The organism is Mesorhizobium sp. B3-2-1 (genome assembly GCF_006439515.1).
Lineage (GTDB): Bacteria > Pseudomonadota > Alphaproteobacteria > Rhizobiales > Rhizobiaceae > Mesorhizobium.
Genome location: NZ_VFTI01000017.1, coordinates 126098 through 149703 on the forward strand (window position 1 = coordinate 126098; position 23606 = coordinate 149703).

A 23606-nucleotide genomic window follows, 5' to 3' on the forward strand; every position below is an offset into this window, starting at 1 on the left:
ATGCGGGACATCCAAATTGATTCGCCTGCATCGCTGGGGATCCAGGGCAAGGCAAATTCCGGGACTGAGATGAAGATCACCTTCGATACCAACGTGTTTCCGCTGTTTCATCCGCAGAGCGTGGATGACCTCAAGGACCCATGCCCCGTCTTCGATGGCAGGCTGTGGCATGTCTTCGGTTCAAGCGGGACGGTAACGACCGAGACGTGGAGAATCCTGCACGCGACGGCGCCCGACCTTTATGGGCCTTGGACCGAGCACGAAGCGATCGAGCTTCCCATCAACGGGACGGGGGTCGCGGCTCCGGGCGTCATCCACGAAAGTGGCGTCTTCCACATGTTCATCCAGACCGAGTTCATGAAATCCGGCGGCCGTTGCGAGCATGCGGTTTCCAACGACGGCTTCCATTGGGTGGTTCTCACCCCGGCCATTCTCGCCATCCCCGACACGGAGGAGGATGGAATCTACGATCCACACCCCGCGGTCATCGGCGGCAAGCGCTATCTCGCTTACTCTGCCATGCCAAAATTCAACAGGGTGCCGCAGCCCGACATCTATCTCGCACGCAGCCAGTCCGACTCGTGGTTCGGTCCCTGGAAGCGGATAGGCAAGATACTCGATCATGCTGATGTTCCTCATCACAATACGAGAGAGGATCCCGACTATGAATGGGGCATAGAGGGTGCGCAGCTGGTCGAGTTACCAGATGGCCGCGTGCTTCTGAACGCCACTTGCTTTCTCCCAAATGGCCTTCGTGGGAACCGTCAGCGCGTATTTTTCGCCATCGCGGATGACGTCGCCGGACCCTACGTGTCGATCGGCCCGGTGCTCGAACCAGGCCAGCCCGGAGAGAATGGTCATTCGACAGTGATGATAGAAGGCAGCCAACTTTCACTGTTCTACCAAAGCCGGGTTGCCGCGACCGATCACCGGTGGCGTTACGGCTTGGCCAGATGTGACGTCGCTCTGTTTTCCAAGGTTGCCTAATCCCGGGCCGACGGTCAGCGCCACCGCGTTCGACCGGCCGGCACGGCCCCGCGTCGTGGCAATTGAGCTCTGCTGACAGGGGGGCGATCCGCTGCCAGTTCTTTCGGAATTAAACGGCTGCCCGGGCGGAATGCGTCCAGGCTGAGGTTCGGCTAGCTGCAAACAAACAGTCGGCCATGTATCACACCGACAAGAAATTGCAGTTCCCGGTTCGAGTCGAGGCGTCGAACCCACTCTTTGCTCCCGCCTTACGGCAGGCCATAGACGGAGTGCGCCGATGCTCTCGCCGCCCCGGCCAAGCCCTGGTGCGCAAATTGGGCAGATGTTCGACAGGAAGGCAGCCGAATGGGTAAAATCGCAGGCAGGAAGCGGCGGCGAAAGCCACCGCTTCCGCTTTGTCCCGTTCGCACTCGAGGGTGGCGGCCTCCCGTCAAGACGCCTCCGGCTGACGAAGCCCGGCGAAGACATCGCGAATGAGCTGCGGCAGGACGTCGAACGAGTAGCCGACGTGCGTCACTCGAGCGGCGTGTGATAATGCGTCCCAAGGGATCGATGTTGATGGTCGGTATGTTGGCCAGTGCTCGCTGGAGAAGCCAGCGCACGCTGTCTTTCCGCGATGGCGTGCTGCCGGCGACGATGTCGAGCGAGGATTCATCTACTTGGCGATCGGCAGCTGTGCTGGAGAACTGGACCGAGGCCCCGCGGCAACGCCGCTCTTGCCTGCGGTGTCCGGACCAAGCTTCCCCTGCATCGCCCTTGAATCGCAAAAAGCTCTTCGTCAACGGAACATCGCAGGTTCCATGAAGTTGGGCAGCACGGAGGAACGTGCAATGAACAGTGTCATCTATCTTATCGGCCTCGTCGTTGTCGTGCTCGCGGTCCTCTCCTTCCTCGGTTTTCACTAGGTGATCCATGCAACGCAATGACGGCCAGGGCCGTAAACCCGCAGATTTCGACAAGGCGACAAGTGACGTTTCCGACAGGGTTGGCCGGGAAAAAGAGCGCGCGAGCGAGTTGCTTCACGATGCGCGCGACGAACTGACCCGCAAGACTGGCGGCTACGCAAAAGAAGCCACGCAGGTCATGTCGGACAAGGCAGAGGAAACGCAGCGCGACATCGGGTCGAGCTTGGCGGCGTTGGGCGGCGCGCTACGGGCGGCCAGCGATCACCTAGCCAACCATGATGAAAGGACAGCATCGAAATTTGCCTTGGAGGCCGCTGGCGGACTGGAGCGGCTTTCCTCCTCGTTGAAACAAAAACCGTTGGGGCAGGTGCTTGAGGATGTGCAGTCCTTCGGCCGGCAAAACCCCGGTGTCCTGCTCGCTGGCTCCGTATTGGCTGGATTGGCGCTTGGACGGTTCATCAAAGCCTCCCCACCGACAAGCCCCGAGGCATCTCGGAGTGCCTCGGGAGAAGCCAACTCGCAGACCGTTCGATCTGCTGATCGGTCGACAGACGGCTCCCGAGGATATGGCCGCCCCGATGACGATCTGGCCACGCAGCACGCGGAGCAAGACAGATGAACACGCAGGACAATCCCAGCCTCGCGACCCTGGTGACCGACTTGGCCCAAAACGTCACCACGCTGGTGCAAACCGAAGCCAGGCTTCTGCGGGCGGAGCTTTCAGAAAAGCTCACCAAGACGGGAGCTGGCGCCGCCGAGGTGCTGGGCGGAGCAATCTGCCTGCTCGCGGCTCTGATCGTGCTGCTGCAAGCACTGGTCATCGCATTGACTCGGGCAGGGCTGGGCGCCGGGTGGTCCTCACTGCTGGTCGGCGTGGTGGTAGCGATTCTTGGCGTTATCCTGCTGCGCACGGGGACGGCAAGCATGGCGCCTTCCGAACTTACTCCCGACCGGACGCAGGAACAGCTCAGGCGCGACGCGAATGTGATCAAGGAACAAGTGAGATGACCGAGAAATCCGCAGCCGAACTTGAACGCGAGGCGGAGGCCGCGCGCGCCAGGGTGGTGGAAACCGCCGAATCCATTCGAGGCAAGATGACACCGGGACAATTGCTGGATGAATTCACCGGGATCTTCTCCGGAGGAGAGAGTTCGGCCATGCTCAACAACCTGAGAACCCAGGTCCGGGACAATCCTTTGCCCGTGACCATGGTGGGCGCCGGCCTGGCTTGGCTGATGCTGGGCAGTGGTCCGTCGAACGGCAGCAACCGCCCGGCCAGTTATGCGACGCCTACACCGCCCAGTGGGCGCTACGAGGCGGAGGGCGGCGGCTTGGGCAGCCCGCTCTCCGACGCTGCTGGATCGGTCTCGTCAGCCGCAAGCAGCGTTGGGAGCACCATATCGAGCGGGGCAAAGGGCATCGCGGAGGGACTGACGAGCAACGCCGCTGATGCAGGATCGGCGGCTGGCGACATGGCTGCGAAAGCCAGCCGCTCGGCGCATGAGCTATTGAATGATCAGCCCCTGGCCGTTGCGGCGGTCGGTCTCGCCATCGGCGCCGCGATAGGCGCCATGTTGCCCCATACCGCAATCGAGGATGAGCAACTGGGCGGATATCGCGAGAAGCTTCGCGACACCTCGGAGGGCATGCTCGAGCAAGGCCTCGATCAGGCCAAGCAAGTTGCCGCAGAGGCCTACGAGACGATCAAGCAGGAAGCTGGACGGCAGGACACACAAGCAGGCACGGTGGCCGACCAAATTGGAGATGTCGTCCAATCCGCGGCTGACTCGGCGGAGCGGTCCGTACGTGAACGGATTTCTCCGTCAGAGCAAAAATCCTAGGTGTTCTAGTTCCCACGTGGGAGCAGACGAACCATTTGGGTTGCAATCTATGCTGCCGCGGCAGAGCGCTTGAACACAATGGTGACTCGGGTGCCCGCGTCAGCGCTGGAAGTCACGTCGAACTCAGCCTTGGCGTTCTCTGTCAGCGATTGGGCGATGAGCGCGCCGAGCTTGCCCTGCTTGGGCCAGCTCTCGCCTTCCGGCAACCCGATGCCGTCATCGGCGACGACGACACGGCAGCCATCGTCGTTAACGACGCTGTGCAGGGTGATCGTGCCGCTGTCACGCCCGCGAAATGCATGTTTGAGCGCGTTGGTCAGCAGTTCGTTGACCACCAGGCCAGCAGGCATGGCAACGTTGACCGAAACCGGGTAGGTATCAACCTTCATGTCGAGGCGAATGCCCTCGACAGCATGCGACGCCATTACGGCGGACGCGATCTGGCTCAGATAGACGCCGAGATCGACTTCCTCCTTGTGCTCCTCGCCCGACAGCGTCTTATAAAGAATAGCCAGGGCGTCGACGCGGCCGGCCAGTCTTTCGAAGCGCTCGCGGTCCGGCTCGGTCGCATTGCGCGTTTCGAGGCGTATCAGGGCGGTAATCATCTGCAGATTGTTCTTCACCCGGTGCTGCAATTCCCGCAGTAGCGTGTCCTTCTCGCGGACGCGCTCTTCGATCGTCCGCGCACTTTCGGCCTCGCCATGGACCGAGACGTCGACCAGTGCGACCAGCCGGAAGCAGGCTTTGCCGCCGTCATCCTCAATGACGTTGGAATAGACGTCGACGATTGCGGGGTTGTCCTCGGCCCGCTCAAGCCGGAACGTACCGACGAAATCGGTCTCTTCGACCACCGCACCGGACAGCGCGCGGTCCTTCTGCTGGTGGAGGCCAATACCGGAAAGTGCCGCCCAATGCTTCTGGGCGAGCGCGGCCGCCTTCAGGCCGGAGAGCTTCTCGAACTCCGGATTGGCATAGACCACACGTTCCAGCCCACCGAGATCCGAAACGGCGATTGCAATCGGCACTTGGTCGAGAAACTTCTTGAACTGTTCACTTTCCAGCGCGCTGGCAAGGTCCGGCGTTTCCAGCAGCTGCCCGACCGTTTCCGCCATATCTGAATCCGATGTCATCTGCTGCGTCCAGAGTTTTCTAGACTGCACCAATATCAGTGAAGCGATGCGCGAGCTATCGCCAAAGCGGCACTTTCAGCGGCATCAGGAGTAGGCCGGTACCAGCCTGGTCTCGCGCAACGGCAGCGCCATGGTGAAATGCAGGCCATCGCGAAGATAGTTCAGCTTGATTCTGGCATTGCATTGCCGGCCACCAGATGCAGAAGATGTCCTGATTGCATCATTCGCAAAAACCCACTGCAACCATTAGTCTCTGCTAACGTTGCAGGCCAACTGACCAGGCGCCCCTATCACTGAAGGGCAAGGTGGAGGGGTTATTGTGGGGATTGATCGTAACGGCAGATATCCCTTCTCCGGACTGCAAAGTACCCTTTCGGTAGCACATCGGCGCACCGCGTTGCCGACCGTCGCGACGGTCGTAGTCACCGTGGCCGCTCTGTATTTCGGGCGCGAGGTTTTCCTGCCGATAGCGATTGCCCTGCTGTTGACCTTCGCACTCGCCCCGATGGTTTCCGCGCTAAAACGGGCCGGCGTGCCCAGGGTCGCGGCTGTCGTATTGAGCGTCCTTGGCGCCTTCGCAGCGCTGGCTCTGTTCAGCTTCATTGTCGCCTCGCAGGTCAACGAATTGGCGCACAATGTATCGCTTTATCAGGCAAACATTCTAACCAAGGTTCGCTTGCTGAAGGAAAGAGGCGTGGGGGGAGGGATCATTGCCAGGTTGAGCGATGTGGTCGAGCGTGTCGGCCAGGAGATTGATAGACAGGAACCTGCGCTGCCCTCAGCGGCAGACACGCCAAAGCGCGAACCGGTGCCAGTCGAAATCGTCGCGCGCGAAAGGCCGCTCGAGGTGCTCCAGAGCATCGTCGGCCCTTTGATCAGTCCCCTGGCATCTGCCGGTCTGATCATAGTCGTTGTCGTCTTCATGCTCTTAGAACGGGAAGATCTACGGGATCGTTTCATCCGGCTCGTGGGCTACGGCGACCTTCATCGAACGACTCAGGCACTGCAGGATGCCGGAAGGCGAGTCGGTCGCTATCTGCTGATGCAGATGGTGGTCAACGTCGCCTATGCAGTGCCAATTGCAATTGGGCTCTGGATACTCGGCATCCCTAACGCCTTGCTCTGGGGCTTGCTAGCACTTGCACTTCGCTTTGTGCCCTATATCGGCCCGATCATCGGTGCTTCCCTACCTTTATTCCTAGCGCTCGCCGTGGCTCCCGGATGGTCGCTCCTGTTGTGGACAGCGGCGCTGTTCGTCGTGATGGAGCTGATCACCGGCAATGTCATAGAGCCTTGGCTTTACGGGTCGCGCACAGGCTTGTCGCCGCTGGCGATCATAGTCGCTGCAATCTTCTGGACCTGGTTATGGGGGCCACTCGGGCTGGTCCTGTCAACGCCCCTAACTGTCTGTCTAGTCGTGCTCGGTCGGCACGTTCCGCAGTTTGAGTTCCTCGACGTGCTGTTCGGCAACGAGCCGATGCTTGAACCCCACGCGCGGCTTTATCAGCGTCTGCTCGCCGGCGACCCAGAAGAGGCCACAGACCATGCTGAGGAGTTTCTTGAAGAGGGCTATCTGGTCGAATTCTACGACAAAGTGGCCATTCCAGCCTTGCTGCTAGGCGAGCAGGATCGTGTTCGCGGCGTAATGGGCGAACCGCAAAGACGTCAGGTGGCGGCAAGCGCCCAGACTCTGGTGGCAAACTTGGTGGATAGCGCGCAGCAGGAGGCCAGCGAGGAAGAGCAACCGGCCTTGGCCGACGACGCCGAACCGAGCGACACCAAGGGCGGCGAGGATGAGATCGAACTGCCTGATGGCACCGATATCACCGTGCTGTGTGCAGGCGGGCGTGGCGAACTCGATGACGCTGCGGCCGCCATGCTGATGCAGGTGCTGGAAGTCCAGGGTGCGGAAGCATCAATGGCCAGCTTTGCCGATTTGGAGCCAAACGCTCTTCGCCGCCTCGAACTTGGCAGCTTCGACACCGTTGTCGTCAATTTCCTCAACCAGGATTCGGTCAAACACGCTCGCTTCCTTGTTCGTCGCCTGAAGCGCGCAAAGGCGGCGCTACGGGTAGGCGTGGTGTTGTGGTCCGGGCCAGGCAATGACGACAACGACGCATGCGAGAAGCTTGCCACTGGCATCAACGCCGATTTCGTTGCGGATGGCATGATCAGTGCTGTGCTTGGTGCGCTTTCCAAATCCGCGCCAGTCGGGCTCAAATCAACGGCGAAACGCCGTCGCCCTCCGCCTCGTCGGAAGAGGGCCCTCTCGGCCACTCCGACCGAGTGATCTCCACAATATTGCCATGACGCGGGCGATCTTTACCTGTCCATCAGCCCTCTGACTGTCGCAGAAGGGTGCTCAAGACCTGTCCATCAGCCACGGCGGCGGTGACCAGCCAAGCGTCTCTTCGCTTCTGCGTTATCACAGCAACGATATCGCTGCAAAGACGTTACACGCTGTGCCGTCTAAACCCGGACGTCAAAAACAAGGGACGGCCTCATGCGGAAAGTGTCAGATACGATTGCGCGCAGCGCGGCGATTCGCGCCCGGCAACCTTCTCCTCTCCCGGATTTCCGTTCCGACCGCCTCTCGAACCTCACCGGTTTCGGGTCCAACCCGGGCGCGTTGAACGCCAGGATCTACCTTCCAAAGGGTCTGCCAAAAGGTGCGCCGCTCGTCGTCGTGCTGCACGGCTGCACCCAGAACGCGGCTGCCTACGACCACCATTCCGGCTGGTCCCGCCTCGCCGATGAAGCCGGCTTCGCGCTGCTCTTTCCCGAGCAGCAACGCGCCAACAATCCTAACCTTTGTTTCAACTGGTTTCTCCCTGCCGATGTCAGGCGCGGTTCGGGCGAGGTGCTTTCGATCCGCCAGATGATCGAGACGATGGTGGTCATCCAAGGTCTCGACCGAAAACGCATCTTCATCACGGGTCTCTCGGCCGGAGGGGCAATGGCGGCTGCCATGCTCGCGACCTATCCGGACGTGTTCGCCGGCGGCGCGATCATTGCGGGGCTTCCCTACGGCAGCGCGACGACCATTCCGGAGGCGTTCGATCGCATGCGCGGCCATGGCGGCCGGTCGGATAAGGATCTGCAAGGCGCTCTCCGCAGCGCATCCGATCATCGAGGACCTTGGCCAAGGATATCGATCTGGCACGGGACCGCCGACCGCACGGTTGCGCATTCCAACGCGGAAGCAGTCGCGGCGCAGTGGCAAGGCGTTCATGGCCTCGAAAAGACACCTACAAGATCAGAGGTGTCAGGGCGGCATGCAAGGCGTCTTTGGCTCGACCCCGCGGGAGAAGTGGCCCTTGAGATAAATAGTATTGCCGGCATGGGCCACGGAGTCCCGCTGGCCAATGACGGTTTCAGCGCGCCAGGGCCATTCATGCTCGATAGCGGCATCTCTTCCACACGGGAGACCGCTCGGTTCTGGGGGATCGTGGCAACGGAAAAGAGCGTGTCCACGAGATCGCGGCAGAAAGTGGTCGACGGCGAGAGGCTGCTAATCCGTACACCGTTGCCAGATATGGAGCAGTCTCCGGACCCAAATGCCGTCAAGCAGTTCCCGCGTCATACGAAGCCGGCTGCACCGGGGGTGATGACGATCATCGAGGACGCCCTCCGGGCTGCGGGATTGATGCGTTAGAGCGGGATGAGATTTATGGGACTCGTGGGATTCCCAAATCACTGCGGTTCTGATTCAACCTTCATGCTGGAGCAGGAGGCCAGCATGGATGGCAGTCTATTCGATGGATCTTCGCGATCGGGTTGTTGCCGCGGTCAAGGTTGAAGGACTTTCGCGACGCGGGGCTGCGAAGCGATTTGGGGTAAGCTACAGCGCGGCGATTGAGTGGCTGAAGCGGCTGGAAGAGACCGGCAGCGTAGAGCCTGGCCAAATAGGTGGTTACAAACCGAAGAAGCTATCGGGCGCGTGGCACGACTGGCTGATCGAGCGCTGCCGCGACCAGGATTTCACCTTGCGTGGCCTTGTGACCGAACTGGGCGAGCGTGGCCTGAAAGTCGATTACCGCTCGGTGTGGAATTCGTGCACGCCGAGAAGCTCAGTTACAAAAAAGACGCTGATCGCCGCCGAGCAGGACCGCCCCGATGTAGCGCGCCGACGCGCGCAGTGGACGAAGTATCGGGGTCGGATCGATCCCGCGCGGCTGGTCTTCATCGACGAGACCTGGACCAAGACCAACATGGCGCCGCTCAGGGGCTGGGCGCCGGTTGGACAGCGCATCAAGGCCAAAGTGCCGCATGGCCACTGGAAGACCATGACCTTCCTGGCCGCGCTGCGCCATGATCGCGTCGAGGCACCTTGGCTGATCGATGGACCGATCAACGGCGAAAGGTTCCTCCTCTATATCGAGAAAGTTCTCGCCCCGACCCTGCACCCCGGCGACATCGTTGTCATGGACATGTGTGGACGCCCCCGTTGATGCAAGAAGAATCTTTTCGAAGAGCTCGGAGTGTGGTCGGGTGCTGACATGTGTCCGGCCTCTGTTGCGGCTATCACATGCCGCGGGCCCGTATGGGAGTTCGCGGAGCGGGTCCAAAACAATCTGGCGCGCTCAAGGCGCGTATCCATGATCTGGTTTTCCCGATCCTGTCTCTTGACCGTAGCGCCATACTCTCCGTTTGACCTTCTCACACCATGGCAGCCCGCTCAGGGAGCGGACTATCCTGCTATGGCCGGCGTTCGATAGGTTCCGCCGTTGGCCATCAATGCCCACACGATGCGCGCCGTCTTGTTGGCTAGCGCGACGATCACCAGCATGGGTGGCTTGCGCTCAAGCATCCGCGAAAGCCAGGGATCCGCCGCCGATCCTCTACGCATGGCCCAGCGCACGGTCGCGCTCGCTCCAATGATCAGCAGGCGACGTAGGGTTCGTTCGCCCATGCGGGATGTCTCGCCGAGCTTTTGCTTTCCGCCTGAAGACCTTTGCAGCGGCGTCAGGCCGAGCCATGCGGCGAAGTCGCGGCCTCTCTTGAAGGTTGACGCCGATGGAGCCAGGGCAGCAAGTGCCGTTGCGGTAATCGGACCTATGCCGGGAATGGTCATCAAGCGCCGGGCCTCTGCATCCTCCCGGGCGCGCCGGGCGATCTCGCGGTCGAGCACGGCCACCCTCTCATCCAGCGACCGCAACTGCGCAACCAGCAGAGACAGGATCGGACGGGCTGCTTCGGGGATGGCGGCATCTTTGTTCTCAATCGCCGCGACAAGCTTGGCAACATGAAAGAGGCCCTGTGCGGATACAAGACCGAATTCGGCAAGATGGCCCCGTATCGCATTGATCGTCTGGGTCCGCTGACGAACCACGAGATCGCGAACGCGGAACACCATAGCCGCAGCCTGCTGCTCTTCGCTCTTCGCCGTGACGAACCGCATGGTCGGCCTCTGCGCTTCGCAGATCGCTTCGGCGTCAGCCGCATCGTTCTTCTGACGCTTCACAAAAGGCTTGACGTATCCTGGAGCTATCAGCCGGACCTCATGCCCGAGCTTCGCAATCTCCCGCGCCCAATAGTGGCCGCCGGCGCATGCTTCCATGGCAACCGTACAGGCCGGCTGATCGGCAAGAAACCGAAGTACGTAGTCGCGGCGAAGCTTCTTCCGAAACAGCACAGTTCCCGATGCATCTGCGCCGTGCGCTTGGAACACGTTCTTCGCCAGGTCCAATCCGATTGTGTTAACTTCCAACATGGACGCCTCCGTTCAAGTGATGATCAACGACACCACTTTGGCACAGCGATGCCGTGAGGGGGCGTCCACCCCATCAATCTCGGCTCGCACAAAGGCAGGCGGTGCGCCGCGTCATACGCGCCGCCGGCGCTAGGCTCTTCTTCCTGCCGAAATACTCACCCGATCTCAACCCGATCGAACAGCTCTTCTCAAAGCTCAAGCACTGGCTGAGAAAGGCAGCAAGCCGAACCGTCGAAGCCGTTTGCGACGCCATCGGCCACACCCTCGACCGCGTCACACCGACAGAGTGCTCACACTACTTCGAAAACTCAGGCTATGACCAAAGCTAATCTCATCCCGCTCTAGGCGCACGGCAATCGCAGGCTTAAGCCTGGAACCGAATTCGGGTCGGCAGCAGCGCGGAGCCGGCCCAAGCCAGCCACGCGATTGATCAAATCAGAAAAATTGCCGCCACGCGCTTAGCGGCGCCAGGCGAACGATTGGCGCACGGGTCAGCGACATTGCCGCTCAGCTTCCGAGGCCCTTTCAAACTGGATTGACCGATTGGAACATTGCTGCAATCGCTGTCCGGTCGCGCTGACAAGGCGGAGATGCCAAGGCTCGTGAAGGCAAGTCGCTTTGTCGCAACAGCGCGGGCTCGGTCGCCACTGGTCGTTTCGCCTTTCGAATGTCCACGAGCCCACAAACGTCCGCCAAGAATCCGTACCATTTCGGACTAAGTCGGCTGCTCTGTCATTTCTTAATGACTCAATATGCCGGCGGAGTCATGCTCTGCCATCAAATACACATCTGAAGGAAAAGGAAGCCATGTTGTTTCCTGGTCAAGTCGTCATGCCCGACGAACTGGAGATGCTCGCCCGCGTGTGCCGGACCGCCTGCAAAGAGGAGGCTGTTCCGCTTAACAGCCGCCAGGCACAGACACTCGCTTCCCATGTCCTCAAGCTTTTCTTGAACGGCCTTACGGGCGAGGAAGAGCTGCTAAGCGCCGAGCGAAACCGCATGAAAAGGCAAGCTCACGTCGACGCCTTGAAGCAGCCGCCTGCGCGCCAGGGCTCGTGTCCAACAGCGAGTCGCAGCGCGTCTCCTAGCCATTTTTAGATCGGTCCTGGCCGATTGTGGCTCTTTCCAGCATTGCGTCGGGTTCGGTCTCGGCGATACGCCGCGACGCCGCTGACGTCCTCACCAACCGTCACCCGCTGATTGGCGGTCTCGCGCAGCCCGGCTTCCCGGTGTTCAATGAGGTGATGGTCATGACCCACGGGTCGTCAGTTTCCAAGCCAGCCTAATATTTGCTTCGCCAATTGCGGAACTTTTGGCAGGCCGCGACCTTCTCCATAGTCGACACCAGAGGAGGAACGAGTGGCCAATTTTGGAAGACTTGCGATCGCTATGCTGGGGGTCCTAGCCTATCAAAACCGCGGCATCGCAGAGATGATCCGTGGAGCGGGAGAGCGCGATTCAAACAATCCCCACGGTGGGATTCTGGACCAAGTCACCAAGGGCGTTTCCGGCACCGCGCTCGGCGATATTCTCGACCGCTTCAGAAATGCAGGTGCAGGCTCGAAGGCGGACTCTTGGGTTGGCGCTGGGCCGAACGAGCCGATCAAGCCACACGAGGTGGAAACGGCTATAGACGCGCAGATCCTGGAAGCGCTTTCCAGGCAACCGGCCTTTCGCGCGAGGAGCTAATTGCAAGGATCACCAGGGATCTGCCGGATGCCATTGACCGGAAGACCCCAAACGGCAACCTGCCAACTGATCACCAAACCAACGTCTGGGTCGAGCCGATGCTGCTCGACGTGGTGCCACAGAGCTGGCGCGGGGTGCCGGCGCGATAGGACCAACTCATGAGGCATGTTCCCCATATTCTGCTGAGTTTGGTTGTCGGGATTATGCCCACATCACCGCTCGGTGCTCAGGGATGGCAAGCCTTCGGAATCAGGCACTTCGGCTTTGTGTTCGATGTTCCACCTGGGTTTGTGCTGACTCAGCATTCCGATCAAGGGGCGGCCTTCGAGGGCAAAAACAAGGCGTTTCTTGCCGTCTGGGGAGCGCAACTCGGCAATCCAAGTTTTCGCACCGAGATTGAACATCGCATGGCAGTGAATGAGAAGGACGGCTGGAAGTTGACTTATAAGCGAGTGACGCCGCAGTGGGCCAGCTATTCAGGACTGAAAGACGGCCAGGTCCTGTATGTTCGCGCCATCAAAGTCTGCGGCGACCGCGCTGCATTGTTTACGGTCAGTTATAGCCGCGACGAAAAAATCCCCTACGATCCGATTGTCATTCGCATGGTAAGATCGCTAAGGGCCGATGGTTGTTAACCATGGCAGCATACGACCCGGCTAGATCGCGCAGCTTGCAGCCCTGCTCGTAGGGCACCTCATCGACTTATAGTCGGCTCTGTCCGCATGGGAGCATCCGCCACGCGCTCGTGTGCTCGGGACGAGGAGACACACGCCGTAGTCTGTAGCGTCGCGGGAACTGCTTGCCAGAGACTATCGGCTTGCGACGGATGCCGCCCGAAGGCCGGAATCCAGATTTGCCGAGCTGGAACCTTTTTCGATTACATCTCTGAAACCGGACAGGGACATGCCATGTTTAAGGCGTCTGGCCGGACGTCCGCTAACCCTAGATCGCCGGACGGGCGATTGGAACGCGCGGCGGGATCGTGGAGGGAAGGCGCCCACGTCCGGCCCGGTCGCTGACGGCCATCTTAAAGCTGCCGTCAAGCCGCGTGTCATGGCGAGATCGCGACAATAGAGGACCTGCCGACATTGACCATCGGCTTGGTGCGCACCGGAGGCCCAGGCACCGGCGCGCATAGAGCGGCATTGGCGCGAACGGAACCTGAGCTAGACTAGTGCCATTGCCTTGGTCTAGAGCCGCCCCATCCGGTCCACATGCAAAAGAGCAGGTAGCAATAAGTGCGCGCATCGACGCCAATGTCCGCAGTTGAGGTCAAGCGATAGGAGACGCTGGCTGTTCAAGCGGTCCGCCTTGCCGATCGCCTCGGGAGAGTCGGCGTGGAAGTACTCCGAGGATTCGCTCTGAATAAAGATCGCGTCCGGCCGCGCCTGCAGGATCGCTCGCATAGCCACCACATTGGCCTTCACGATGTGCTTGAGGGCGGTGACGAAGGCAGTGTCGGTGCTCAGTTGCTCGTTCCACCATCCCCAGCGGGCGGAAAAGGTGGCGCAGATGAACATCTCATTGACCGGCGTATAGAGCTGGATCCACGGAAAGCGGGTTGCGCAGTCGTGAGCGTAGCGTTCGAATAGCCGCGGAAAGTCCGGGTTCTGAAATTGCCGACCCAGTCCGGGACGCCGAAATGGCAGAGGTCGACGATCGGAAGAATGTCCTTGGCCTTCAGGTCAGCGAAGGTCTCATCGGCGAAGGTCCAGTCGTAGTGCCCATCACCCAACCACTCTTGTGAATTGGGGGCCGTAGTGGAGGAAGCGAAGCCCCAGATCCTGGACGAGTTCGAAGTCGGTCCGCCATCGCTCGTAGAAGCGGCATTTCTCCATTTCGTCGACCCGCTCCCGGCCTCCTTGATCGTAGGAGCGCTGTTCTCGATCCCGGTGGCGAAGAGAAAGTGAACATCGATGGTCTCAAGGACAAGGGCGCGCCAGACGCAGGTCAACGTCCCGCCCACTCCGCAGTTCCGGCATTGACAATGCCTGCCGCCCGCTAGCAACGCGAAGCATCGCTGCTTGTTCTGGGGTTGTCATAGTTAATTGCGAACTGATAATGCCTCGATGGGCTGTTGCTGAGGTAAGCTTAGGCTGATCCGCCGGGAAGGGCGCTTCGAGGCGCGAACGTGTGGAGGAAGTTCGTTGTTGGGCATTCCCTAGAGAAGTGGACGATTTGATGCGGAACCTTACGCCAGCTTTGGCAGCATTTGCCCTGGTTGCATGCCAATCCGCCCAAGAAGTGCACCAACCCGCCGCTGCGGGGCATGCCGCGCCCGCCTTCATTGCTCCCCAACCCGCCTTGAGTGCTGCCGCGGTGCCAGCCGGCTCGGCAGCAGGGGATCAGTCGCTCACGATAGTCCCTCCTGGGAAGGACGTCCCTCCAAGGTACGCTGCATTTACGGGCACTTGGATTGGGCAATTGCAGGGAACATCCCAAGGCAGGCTCGATGTTCAATCCGTTTCGGCCAACGGGAAGGTCACGGTCAACTACGCATGGGGAATTCTGGGCGACAACAATCCGGGAGAGGCCGCGGGCACGGGAAAAATCCTCGGGACCACGTTGAAGCTCGGGCGCCTTCCGAACGGCTCGGACGTCAGCTTCCTGATGCTGCCCGATGGGACCTTGGCAGCAACTTACACTCTCGCGGGCCAGAGCTACCAGGGCGTGTTTGCCAGGCAATGATCGACAGGCATTCGGCCGCCGCCCGACGAAGCAATGTGGAAGCATCTTGATGGTCACGACCACGATCGAGGGTGGCTGGCTGGCCGTCCTCCGGTTCGTCGGACAGCGAACGGCGGCGGGCTCGACATGAAAGCTGTTCCCACACCGACCCGGCGCCTCGACGGGGGATCGACAGCGGCTCCTCTGAGTTTGCACTCCCTCAACAGTTTCACCAAGCGCCTGCCGGATGGAGCCAGCCGGCAGCTCACAAGGAGGGAAAGACGTTTGCCAGGGAGGCTCCCGAACTTCGGACTCGGGTCGATACGGCGCGTCCCTGCCTGGTGCTTCAGTCTGGGGGAGGCGAAGTGTTCGCGCGTGCGTTGGCCCCTTGGTTCTGCTCGGGGGCAACCTTAAGCGGCGTTGCTTGCCGCGAAGAGTTTGACAACGGCGCGAACATAAAAAAGGCGAGCAGGCCCAGAAAAATGAGGGCGGCCAGAGCCACCGCCCAACTGGAGATCCGAGCTGTACCACGCCGTTCCTGCCTGCGTGAGAGATCTTCGGTCATTGGATTTCCTTCCGGGATCCAATCAAACATCGGATCCCAATCGGCTCCCGAACTTCATGTACGGGCCAATGTTCCTCCCGTCGGAGGGTTAGCTATATGTCCACAGGGGAGGCGCGCTTGCTATCAGCAGGTAGACAACACCAGGTCGGTCGAGCTTCAGATCAAGTCCGGTCTTTCAACCGGCCAACAATCTACGTCACGCGTGTCGTCTGGGCCGCCGGAACTAACCGTGCCTCCGGAGATTGGCGCAGAGAAACTACGACCCGGGAGGGGCCACTGATCGGAGACTTATACCGGAACTGTGAAGCACAGCGCGTTATACCGCGACGCCAGGCTTGCAATGCTTACCCACCAGGTTCTGCAGCAGATGGAGCTTACAAGAGCTGCGGTCAGGTGGTGTCGAGCACGCATTGGCGGAATTCGCCCAGGCCCCCCACCAGCCGGCTTACAACGCTGCTGGTCTGCCACTCGCAGCTTTCCTTCATCTGGAACCCAATCAAACCTTAGGTATGTGAAACGCGCATGACTGGACAAGCCCATATAGCGGCGCGTCAGCTCAATGTCAGAGTTGGGAGGCGGTGGCCGAGGAAGGCGAGGCGCAAGCTATCAGCGAGGCCCAGAGGTCGGCTGGGCGACAAGCGCCGTCGGTCGCAGGTCTAGTCAGCTTTAAATCGGCGGAGAAGGAGGCTGGCGACGGCAGCACTGTGCTTGGGGCCTGCCGCGCTTACACTCCTTTGTCACCCATTCGGGTCCGGAACATTTTCCGATGTGCCTGGCGATAGCGCGCCGCCTTGGCGCGGTTGCCGCAACTGTTCATCGAGCACCAGCGTCTCGGTTTTGAGCGGCTATCGTTGACGAAGAAGCCGCCGCATTTGTCAGCCTCACATTGCCGGATATCGTTTCCTGACGGGAACAGGACTAGCATGACGGCGGCTGCGGCCGACCGGCGCAGGGGCAGGTAAATCGCTTGATGTGTCGACGCGGATGTGAGGTTCAGGATTTCGCCAAGGCCTGCCGATCCGCCCGCTTGCGCTATCGCTTTATGAATGCCGCGCAAGGCGGTGCGTTTCGAGACGAGACCACCGTCAAGGTTTTGCACCGTCGCATCGAGCCACGATTTGAGTGCTGCGCGTAACTTTAGCACCTCGAGATGCACATCGCGGGCGACGCCTTGGTGATTTAGGGAGAGACGCTTGAGGACCCGCCCTTCATTTTCCGACAGCAACAGGGCCGGAATGCAAAAGTCCAGCAGGTCTTGGTAGGTTGGAATGAAATCGATCTCGGCCCCATCTCGCCAGTGCAATGTGTTGGCAATGTCAAGTGCGGGCGCGCCACCCAGCATGCGCATGTGTCCATGCGGGGAGAGGTAGGTCCGGACAGATTCGGTTGATTCCATCACCACCAGTATGTAACCTCATAAACAGTTACTCAAGAGGGCAGGGCGGGTCAATGAAGAAGGCACTGTTGACGTTCCTGTCCTGGTTTGCGTTTGCGGTCGCGGCGCATGCAGACGACGATGTACTTTATCGCTCAAAGATGATTGTCACCGGAGATCGCGAGGAAACGCGCGTCCCCGCCATCCCGCAGGGTTTCGAACTGGCAGCGCAAAAGCTGACCGGAAATCCCGACATCGGGCAAAATCCTGCCTTCTCTTCACTGGCGACCGGGGCACCTGGCATGGTTTGGTCCTACACCTACCATGACCGTATGTTCGGCACTCCAATTCACGATGAGCAGGGCACACGTGATCGTCCTTTCGATCTCACGTTCCAGTTTGACCGGAAGCGGATGGACCATGCAATGGGGGTGTTGGGAGAGAGGCCGTGGCTAGGCGCGCGCCCAAAGCTGGCGCTCGTCGTCGAAGTGACCGACATGGCGCGCAGCTATGTGCTGGCCGCCGACGGCGCCCACGGATCGGAGCTGCGCGCAAGCTTTGAAGATGCTTCGGCGCGCTTTGCGATACCGATCATATTCGCGAAAGAGGCCGATCTGTCGGCGATCGCGCAGGAACAGCTTGATGCTATGTCTCATGAGAGCCTGGCCAGACTGAAATCCAGATTGGGCGCTGACGCGATCTTGGTCGGGCACCTCGATTGGGAAACCAACGAGCCGGGCTGGCATGCGGTTTGGCGCATGCCGCTTAGTACAGAAGACACCAGGTGGGAGGTTGCCGGCGTAAATTTCGATGCTGCCTTCCGCAACGCGATCGGAGGTGCAGCCAAGCGCATGCGGCCGAGCAATTAGTGCGGGGTCCATGACATTGCGCGGGAGATTGCATCGTCGCTCACCTAACTCGAGCGACGCGGCAATTGTCGTCCATTCTTATACAGATGAACCCCTGGGCCACGGAGAGAGCGAGCCAACCAGAGCCGGCCGATTTTTGGGCGTGAGGTTGCGGCCCAGGATTGAGGTCGAAACCGGTGCCGATCTCAACAAGGCTGAAGCCATCCATTCGCCACCGGACTTCCTACGGCCCGCCAGTTCGAACGGCGGGTGCGCGACCGCCAAAGACGAATGTCGCCCCAATCTGGTCGGCGACTGTTGCCGGCTAGTCCCCAAAACCGGGAGATAAGCGAAGTGGACGATATGCCGGTGTCGATCATAAAAGGTCCGCCGTCACTCAAGCCGTCTGCCGAGTCCACAGCTGTTCCGTGCGCCATGCCTGAGATGAGGTAGGATTCGACGACTCCTCATTCGCAGCAGTCTTCCAAACGTCGCGGCGATAGGCCTGGCGCTCCTCGGTGTCGGCTCGAGCTTCACTTTGTCCATGAAGTGCAAGCCACTGCCCGACGAGTTGATTGGAATTGACGGGGCTGACCGTCGTGTCGGCGCTTCCATGCCAGACAAAGAGCTTCGGCCATGGTCCGGAGTAACCGGTTGCTTGCTTGACTGCCGAAGCCAAATTGCTTCGCCGTTGGGCCGCCATGACATACGGTCGAATGCCTGCGGCAGGGTAGTGGCGCTGCCATAGGGTAGACCAGCTAGGATGGCCCCGCCCGCAAAGACTTCCGGGTAAGTGGCCAGCATCGCGGCGGGCATTGCCCCGCCGGCGGAAAGTCCGGTAACGAAGATCCTGGTGCGGTCCGAATCCTGAGCGACCATCACTGCCTCTATCATTTGACGAATCGAAAGTGCCTCACCCGAGCCTCGTCGGGTGTCATCTGGAATGAACCAGTTGAAACAAAGATTGGCATTGTCACTGCGCTGCTGTTCTGGAAAGAGCACCGCAAAGCCCCTGCGATCTGCCAACCTCGACCAGCCGGCGCCGCGGTCATAGGTCCGCGCTCACTCCGGACACAGACCGGGTTTGCCCGCGCGCTCAATGCCTTAAATTGCTATCGCCCGCCGCAAAATTCACTCGCATGGTGCAGACCAGTCCCGATTTCTGGAACTTCAGAGTGACGCGTCCTGACGTGCCGGACGCAAACACGCGCTCGAGGAGCTGCGTGCCGAAGCCCTTTCGCTCGATCGGTTCAACAGGTGGACCTCCCCGTTCGCGCCATTCCAGGTTGAGCCAGCGATGCTGTTTTTGACCGAGAAGCTTCCATCGAATCGACACCGTGCCTGTTTCGTTTGACAGTGCTCCATACTTCAGCGCATTCGTCGTAAGCTCATGAAAAGCCAGAGCGGCCGAAAGAGCGACGTTCGGTGGTAGCCAGACCGACTCGCCGCTAATCTTAAAGCGGTCGATCGGTGCGTGTGAGCTGACTGATGTGGCAATCAGATCCTTGACGTCGGCGCCACTCCAGTTCTGCTGGGTCAACAGGTCGTTTGCCTTGGCCAGCGAGACGAGACGGCTGGAGAGCGTGCGCCCTGCCTCGGGCAAACTTGTGGCGTTGCGCAGTGTCTGGGAGGCAATGGACCGAACCACAGCAAGGATATTCTTCACGCGATGGTTCAGCTCATTGGTCAACAATTTGAGCTGCTCCTCACCGCGTTTGCGGTCCGTGATGTCGAGACTGATTTGTACGGCGCCTATAATGCCGCCGGCCGGATTGCGAATTGGACGTGCGCTGGAAAGTAGAAAGCGCTCGACACCTGAAGGCAGCGTGTAGGCGAACTCTTCATGATCGGTCAGCTGTCCGCGCATGGCGCGGCTAAGAGGGCGGTCTTGGCGGCTCACTACGTGGCCGTCCTTGACGGCCACGGTGTCGATGACCAGATCGGGCCTGCCGAAGGACTTGTGCGCATCCGTTGGCAGGCCCATGAGTTCGGCGGCGAAGCGATTGCGGATCACCTGAAGGGCTTTCGGATCGTATGTAAACCAGACCGCCGCCGGCGCTGTCTCCAACACCGCTTCCAGCTCGTACCGCCGTTCGGCGATCGCACGCTCTGCGTCCACCATCGCCTGGGCAATGGCGGCGAACTCCGTAACCGAAGTCGACAGGGGTTCGACGCTGCGGCCATGACCGAGCGCCTCGGCGCGTGTCGCCAGTTCTGCGGCGGCCTGGGTAAATCTCTTGCCGACGACATATCCGAGAGCAACGGAAACAAGGAGCGACAGGAGACCTATCCCGCAAATGGCGGCAAGCGAGCGCCAGAGCGGCGCCTGCGCAGTTGAAAGAGGCACGTTTGCGGTGTAGAACCAGTCAGAGTACGGGGATCTATAGTAGCCTGCCAGCAGCGTCACCCCTTCGAAGTTGCGGGACGTAAACGAGCCGGAGCGCCCAACTATCTTTTCCACGTATCCCGGCAATCCGCGCTTTCCGGTCCATTCGTCGTGCAACTTGGAACGTGCCACGTAATTTCCGTCGCGATCCCCGACGCCCACGATCCATCCTTCCGGTACGGCCGGCATCAAAACATCGCGGATCCGGGCAGTCGGTACAGAAAGCGAAAGAAGCAGGTCCTCCCCCTTCGGGGCGGGCACCCGAATGGCGACAGCAACCCGGTATTCGCCTGACCGTTTGGCGAAGACATCGCTGAGGAAAACACCGGAACGGTTGAGTTTCTCGCGGTCAGCTACAGCTATCGGTTCGACGGACGGCAAAGCGGCGCCGTAGCCGATTTCGGTGTTCACCAGCTGATTGCGGCCAAGGTCGCGCAGGACAATGATCCGGTCCGTCCCTTGGACAAGATCAAGTGCCTCGTGGTGGAAGGCTTGTAGATCACCATTGGCGAGCGCGGCGGACTTGGAAAGGCCGTCGAGGATGGTTTGGAGATTTGCGAGCTCGCCTTCTACAACGAGCGACACCTGTCGAGCCGTTTGCACGGCATCCTGTTCGAAACGATATCGTTCATGCAGGGCATATTGGCCCAGCAAATAGCCGGCAAACAGCCATACCGGGATAACCGCGGCGGCGATCAAACCAAGCAGGTGCGATCGAACTGATCGACGAGGCAAGTCCATATCCCGTGCCGCCTCAGGAATGCTCAACCATAGTCAGCGGGCCAGGAACAGCAAGCGTTAGTTCAAGTGAATATAGTGCCGTTGTACCTTGTTCACCTCGTCGGCGAAGCGGGCGCTGCCGGCTCGCTTGCCCTCTTGCGCGGGCCTTCAGGGCCAGCCCGGAATAGCTCGGCCTGTGCTCTCCATTTCGGCAAGCCCGGATTGCGGTAGTCGGGTTGTCGCTGCCGAACCAGTCATCCTGCAGGCCGGAAGGAAGGGCGGTGCCGTTGATCAGGCTCTGACACATTGCCCGGTGTAGGACGCCTTGCGCTATGCGGGTTTCTTCATCGCGAGACCGTGACGTTGGGCACTTCAGCTACGATCCTTACCCCTTGATCGGACCACTCGCGGCGTAGCGAACCCTGAAGCTGTCGCCGGATTGTAGCTTCGGTCATCAGCGTCCCAAATCTGTCCGATTCCGAACAATCAGCCGGTGGTGATGTCGAAGTGACGTTGCTCCTCCTCGCCATAGGCACCATTCGTGATTGCGATCATTCCGGCGCGGTCACCAATCGTGATCTCGCCGCGCTTGGCATGAACCAGCCCCCGATATTCGAGCATTTGGAGAGCGGTGGTCGATGATGCCGACTTCGCTTTGCCGCCCTCCGGGCATAGCGGCGACCACGGATGCGATTCCCATCTCAGGAAAATATATCAGCTCGATTGGCTGAGATACGATCTCCAGCTGGCGTGATGGGCGACGCGACGCATCCATAGCCGTAGAAGGGCGAAATCTTCATGAGTCAGAGTTTTCAATACACAGTTGCGAACGGTGGATTGAGGCATGACTCTTCTCCCCCACGGGCAAGAGCACGTACCTCTCACTGTCGACCGCATCCAAAGATCTGGCGTCCGAGCCCAACACTGACGCATTTGCGCTAAACTGAACTGCCTCCCCTAAACGGCAAAGTTCAACGGCAACTTCTTTCTTATTCGCCGCGTCGAATATACCGAGCACCTGCACTTCGTAATCCCGTGAAGCCAATACAGCAGCCATGGCCTCGTCACTCATCATCCCCACGACTGGACACGCAATTGCTGCTGAAGACCCCCAACGGGAGCCCCTGCGTTGACGCTCGATTCACACCGGCAACGGTTTTTTCTTTCGTCCTCGTTAGCTCTGGCAGCGAGCAAAATAGCGGCAGCCTTTGTGAGGCCAATGAGGCACTCACCTGCAAACTCGGCCGGCTCGTCGATCGCGGTGTCGAATACCGCCCACGTGTCGCATGGTTCCTGAATGGGCAAGAATCTCACATTAGGCTCCGCTAAGTTTTCCCCTGAACATTAGCGGAGGTAAATTGTTCCGGCGGAGCGCACCCTAGCGCCGTACGATCACCGCTCTTGAAGAGCATCCGTCGATTATCCAATGCAGCACCGGATGAGGAAGCCCGGGCCGGGAAACGCCGGGGCGGGCTATCAGCCTGGTGGCAGGATCATGCCGCTTCGGCCATGCATGAGGTCGCGGGAACGCCGAGCACTGCCAGCGCGATCTCAGTTCGGCGTCATTGACATGCGCGGTCACCAAGACGATCCCTTCGACCGGATCCAAATCCACGGGCCTCACCGCGGCAGCTGCCATCGATCCGATCAGCCCGCCAGCAAGCTGGCGTAAGCGAGCCCCGCCAGGGCTGTCGGCGAGAGCCCTGCGCCATGAGGGTTGATCACAAAGGCCAGAAGCGCGCTTCCGCTGAACATCGCGGTAAGAATGGCGGCTGGAGCGATCCCCAAGCCGGCCAACTCGTCGCGATAGGGTCCGATAGCGGCGATCCGAACGCGGGCAATTCCCGCTCCCACAAGGTCGCCTGCGGCTTTGGCTGCTTCGGCACGGGAGTCAAAAAGTCTGCTGAGTGTCGGCCTGGTCGGCCACGTTGTCCGGCGCCAGGTCGTTGACGAAGGAGGCCGCGATAAGATAGTCGCCATCGATACGACCTAGTCCGTCCTCCATGATCGCGACGACCTTCTGGAAGGTCATCAATTCGCCTTCAGTGATCTCGGCCGCCTGCATTCTGGCTCGAAGGCTGGCGACGCGCATACCCAAGGCACGGGATGTGACAGTTCGATCTAGCATTGTTCGATAATCCGTTGGATTGGCAGGCCAGTGTGGGGGGCGGAAGTTGTGATCTGGACGCCCGCGATTTGATCGAGATCACTCTGCTGGAATCTGGGCTAAGCGCTGAGCCTCTTCGAGTGCTGGCAGTTGCTCATGCTTGGCGAAGAGTCTGAGTTTGTCGGGATAGGTGATCCGAAACTGGCGTTGGCACCCCTCGCATCGATGCGAGGAAATGACCTGAAACCAACTGCCTGCCCTCTTCAAAGCGAAACCGCAATGGGGACAGTCGAGGGTCATTTTGCACATCAGCAATCGTCGGGAGAGTGCCATCTTCCACCAGCATCACACGTGACGAAATTACGGGCCGCGACCCAACTCCACGCAAAATCGAAGGTTCCGGATGCTGGGCTTCGGTCGGAAGCAACCGGGACCAAAGTCCGATTAACGAAGCGAAAGGCTAAAGCCTGAGGCCGTTCCAACACACCCAACGATCTAATCGGAAAGGCTACCATCGCTCAACGCTAACGAAACAGCGCCGTCTACTCTACGCCTTTGGCGACGGCCTCTGGCAAGCAGTTCTCTTGATGCCCTCCTACGTGTTGGGGTGGACGGCCCCCGACGGCATCGCAATGTGCCAGAATGAGGTCGTTGCAGATCTCAACAAGGGAGA

The 23606-nt window shown here is 60.1% G+C and carries 19 protein-coding genes and 4 pseudogenes; 15 read left to right on the forward strand and 8 right to left on the reverse strand.

The features are described from left to right. The 7 genes and pseudogenes from FJW08_RS18840 to FJW08_RS18865 all read left to right on the forward strand — a co-directional run bounded on the left by FJW08_RS18840 (position 1) and on the right by FJW08_RS18865 (position 3733). On the forward strand, positions 1 to 987 hold the full coding sequence (locus tag FJW08_RS18840) for a hypothetical protein (RefSeq protein WP_224616671.1): 987 nt from the start codon (positions 1 to 3) through the stop codon (positions 985 to 987). A gap of 176 nt (positions 988 to 1163) precedes the next feature. Further along, positions 1164 to 1259, forward strand: a pseudogene (locus tag FJW08_RS32980) (catalase); the annotation flags it as partial. Between the two features lie 50 nt (positions 1260 to 1309). After that, positions 1310 to 1519 carry a hypothetical protein gene (locus FJW08_RS32430; RefSeq protein WP_181182968.1) on the forward strand — a complete coding sequence of 70 codons (210 nt, stop codon included), beginning with the start codon at positions 1310 to 1312 and terminating at the stop codon, positions 1517 to 1519. A 127-nt stretch (positions 1520 to 1646) separates the two neighbouring features. Then, positions 1647 to 1892: a hypothetical protein gene (locus FJW08_RS18850; protein ID WP_140811830.1), complete on the forward strand. Its 246-nt coding sequence runs from the start codon at positions 1647 to 1649 to the stop codon at positions 1890 to 1892. A 7-nt stretch (positions 1893 to 1899) separates the two neighbouring features. After that, complete coding sequence (locus FJW08_RS18855; RefSeq protein WP_140811831.1) at positions 1900 to 2511, forward strand: hypothetical protein; 612 nt, start codon at positions 1900 to 1902, stop codon at positions 2509 to 2511. Beyond that, a complete protein-coding gene (locus FJW08_RS18860; protein WP_140762585.1) occupies positions 2508 to 2900 on the forward strand; it encodes a phage holin family protein in 393 nt (130 codons plus the stop codon). The genes FJW08_RS18855 and FJW08_RS18860 overlap by 4 nt, the downstream gene beginning before the upstream one ends. Further along, positions 2897 to 3733: a DUF3618 domain-containing protein gene (locus tag FJW08_RS18865; RefSeq protein ID WP_140811832.1), complete on the forward strand. Its 837-nt coding sequence runs from the start codon at positions 2897 to 2899 to the stop codon at positions 3731 to 3733. The genes FJW08_RS18860 and FJW08_RS18865 overlap by 4 nt, the downstream gene beginning before the upstream one ends. Before the next feature lie 47 nt (positions 3734 to 3780). Here the strand turns inward: FJW08_RS18865 and FJW08_RS18870 are convergent, their stop codons facing one another. Next, entirely contained in the window at positions 3781 to 4863 is a 1083-nt protein-coding gene (locus tag FJW08_RS18870) for a histidine kinase dimerization/phosphoacceptor domain -containing protein (protein WP_140762590.1), read from the reverse strand. A 397-nt stretch (positions 4864 to 5260) separates the two neighbouring features. Between FJW08_RS18870 and FJW08_RS18875 the strand changes: the two genes are divergently transcribed. From FJW08_RS18875 to FJW08_RS18885, 3 genes and pseudogenes are all read left to right on the forward strand, one after another. Continuing rightward, complete coding sequence (locus FJW08_RS18875; protein ID WP_246682428.1) at positions 5261 to 7153, forward strand: AI-2E family transporter; 1893 nt, start codon at positions 5261 to 5263, stop codon at positions 7151 to 7153. Between the two features lie 213 nt (positions 7154 to 7366). Continuing rightward, complete coding sequence (locus tag FJW08_RS18880; protein ID WP_140811834.1) at positions 7367 to 8518, forward strand: PHB depolymerase family esterase; 1152 nt, start codon at positions 7367 to 7369, stop codon at positions 8516 to 8518. Positions 8519 to 8606: 88 nt separating this feature from the next. Beyond that, positions 8607 to 9293: pseudogene (locus tag FJW08_RS18885) on the forward strand (IS630 family transposase); the annotation flags it as partial. Positions 9294 to 9553: 260 nt separating this feature from the next. Here FJW08_RS18885 and FJW08_RS18890 read toward each other — a convergent pair. After that, positions 9554 to 10576 (reverse strand): IS110 family transposase, encoded by a 1023-nt coding sequence (locus FJW08_RS18890; RefSeq protein WP_140811836.1) that lies wholly within the window; start codon positions 10574 to 10576, stop codon positions 9554 to 9556. A gap of 75 nt (positions 10577 to 10651) precedes the next feature. Here FJW08_RS18890 and FJW08_RS18895 point away from each other — a divergent pair. The 3 genes and pseudogenes from FJW08_RS18895 to FJW08_RS18910 form a co-directional block, all read left to right on the forward strand. After that, positions 10652 to 10905 (forward strand): annotated as a pseudogene (locus tag FJW08_RS18895) (transposase); the annotation flags it as partial. A gap of 1102 nt (positions 10906 to 12007) precedes the next feature. Then, positions 12008 to 12414: pseudogene (locus FJW08_RS18905) on the forward strand (YidB family protein). Between the two features lie 9 nt (positions 12415 to 12423). After that, positions 12424 to 12900: a hypothetical protein gene (locus FJW08_RS18910; protein ID WP_140811838.1), complete on the forward strand. Its 477-nt coding sequence runs from the start codon at positions 12424 to 12426 to the stop codon at positions 12898 to 12900. A 555-nt stretch (positions 12901 to 13455) separates the two neighbouring features. On the opposite strand, the gene FJW08_RS33375 is transcribed toward FJW08_RS18910, so the two are convergent. Next, positions 13456 to 13785: a hypothetical protein gene (locus tag FJW08_RS33375; protein ID WP_318013034.1), complete on the reverse strand. Its 330-nt coding sequence runs from the start codon at positions 13783 to 13785 to the stop codon at positions 13456 to 13458. Positions 13786 to 14689: 904 nt separating this feature from the next. Between FJW08_RS33375 and FJW08_RS32435 the strand changes: the two genes are divergently transcribed. Further along, entirely contained in the window at positions 14690 to 14953 is a 264-nt protein-coding gene (locus tag FJW08_RS32435; protein ID WP_181182971.1) for a hypothetical protein, read from the forward strand. A gap of 325 nt (positions 14954 to 15278) precedes the next feature. Here the strand turns inward: FJW08_RS32435 and FJW08_RS18925 are convergent, their stop codons facing one another. After that, positions 15279 to 15497 (reverse strand): hypothetical protein, encoded by a 219-nt coding sequence (locus tag FJW08_RS18925; RefSeq protein WP_140762605.1) that lies wholly within the window; start codon positions 15495 to 15497, stop codon positions 15279 to 15281. A 724-nt stretch (positions 15498 to 16221) separates the two neighbouring features. Next, a complete protein-coding gene (locus tag FJW08_RS32685; RefSeq protein ID WP_210241199.1) occupies positions 16222 to 16839 on the reverse strand; it encodes a CGNR zinc finger domain-containing protein in 618 nt (205 codons plus the stop codon). Between the two features lie 107 nt (positions 16840 to 16946). Between FJW08_RS32685 and FJW08_RS18935 the strand changes: the two genes are divergently transcribed. Next, a complete protein-coding gene (locus FJW08_RS18935) occupies positions 16947 to 17741 on the forward strand; it encodes a DUF2066 domain-containing protein (protein ID WP_181182972.1) in 795 nt (264 codons plus the stop codon). Between the two features lie 1075 nt (positions 17742 to 18816). Here the strand turns inward: FJW08_RS18935 and FJW08_RS18945 are convergent. The 3 genes from FJW08_RS18945 to FJW08_RS18955 form a co-directional block, all read right to left on the reverse strand. Continuing rightward, complete coding sequence (locus FJW08_RS18945; protein ID WP_140762613.1) at positions 18817 to 20847, reverse strand: HWE histidine kinase domain-containing protein; 2031 nt, start codon at positions 20845 to 20847, stop codon at positions 18817 to 18819. Between the two features lie 465 nt (positions 20848 to 21312). Continuing rightward, a complete protein-coding gene (locus FJW08_RS33285) occupies positions 21313 to 21447 on the reverse strand; it encodes a hypothetical protein (protein WP_263489404.1) in 135 nt (44 codons plus the stop codon). A 1270-nt stretch (positions 21448 to 22717) separates the two neighbouring features. Continuing rightward, on the reverse strand, positions 22718 to 22891 hold the full coding sequence (locus FJW08_RS18955) for a hypothetical protein (RefSeq protein WP_318013033.1): 174 nt from the start codon (positions 22889 to 22891) through the stop codon (positions 22718 to 22720). Positions 22892 to 23606 lie beyond the last annotated feature (715 nt).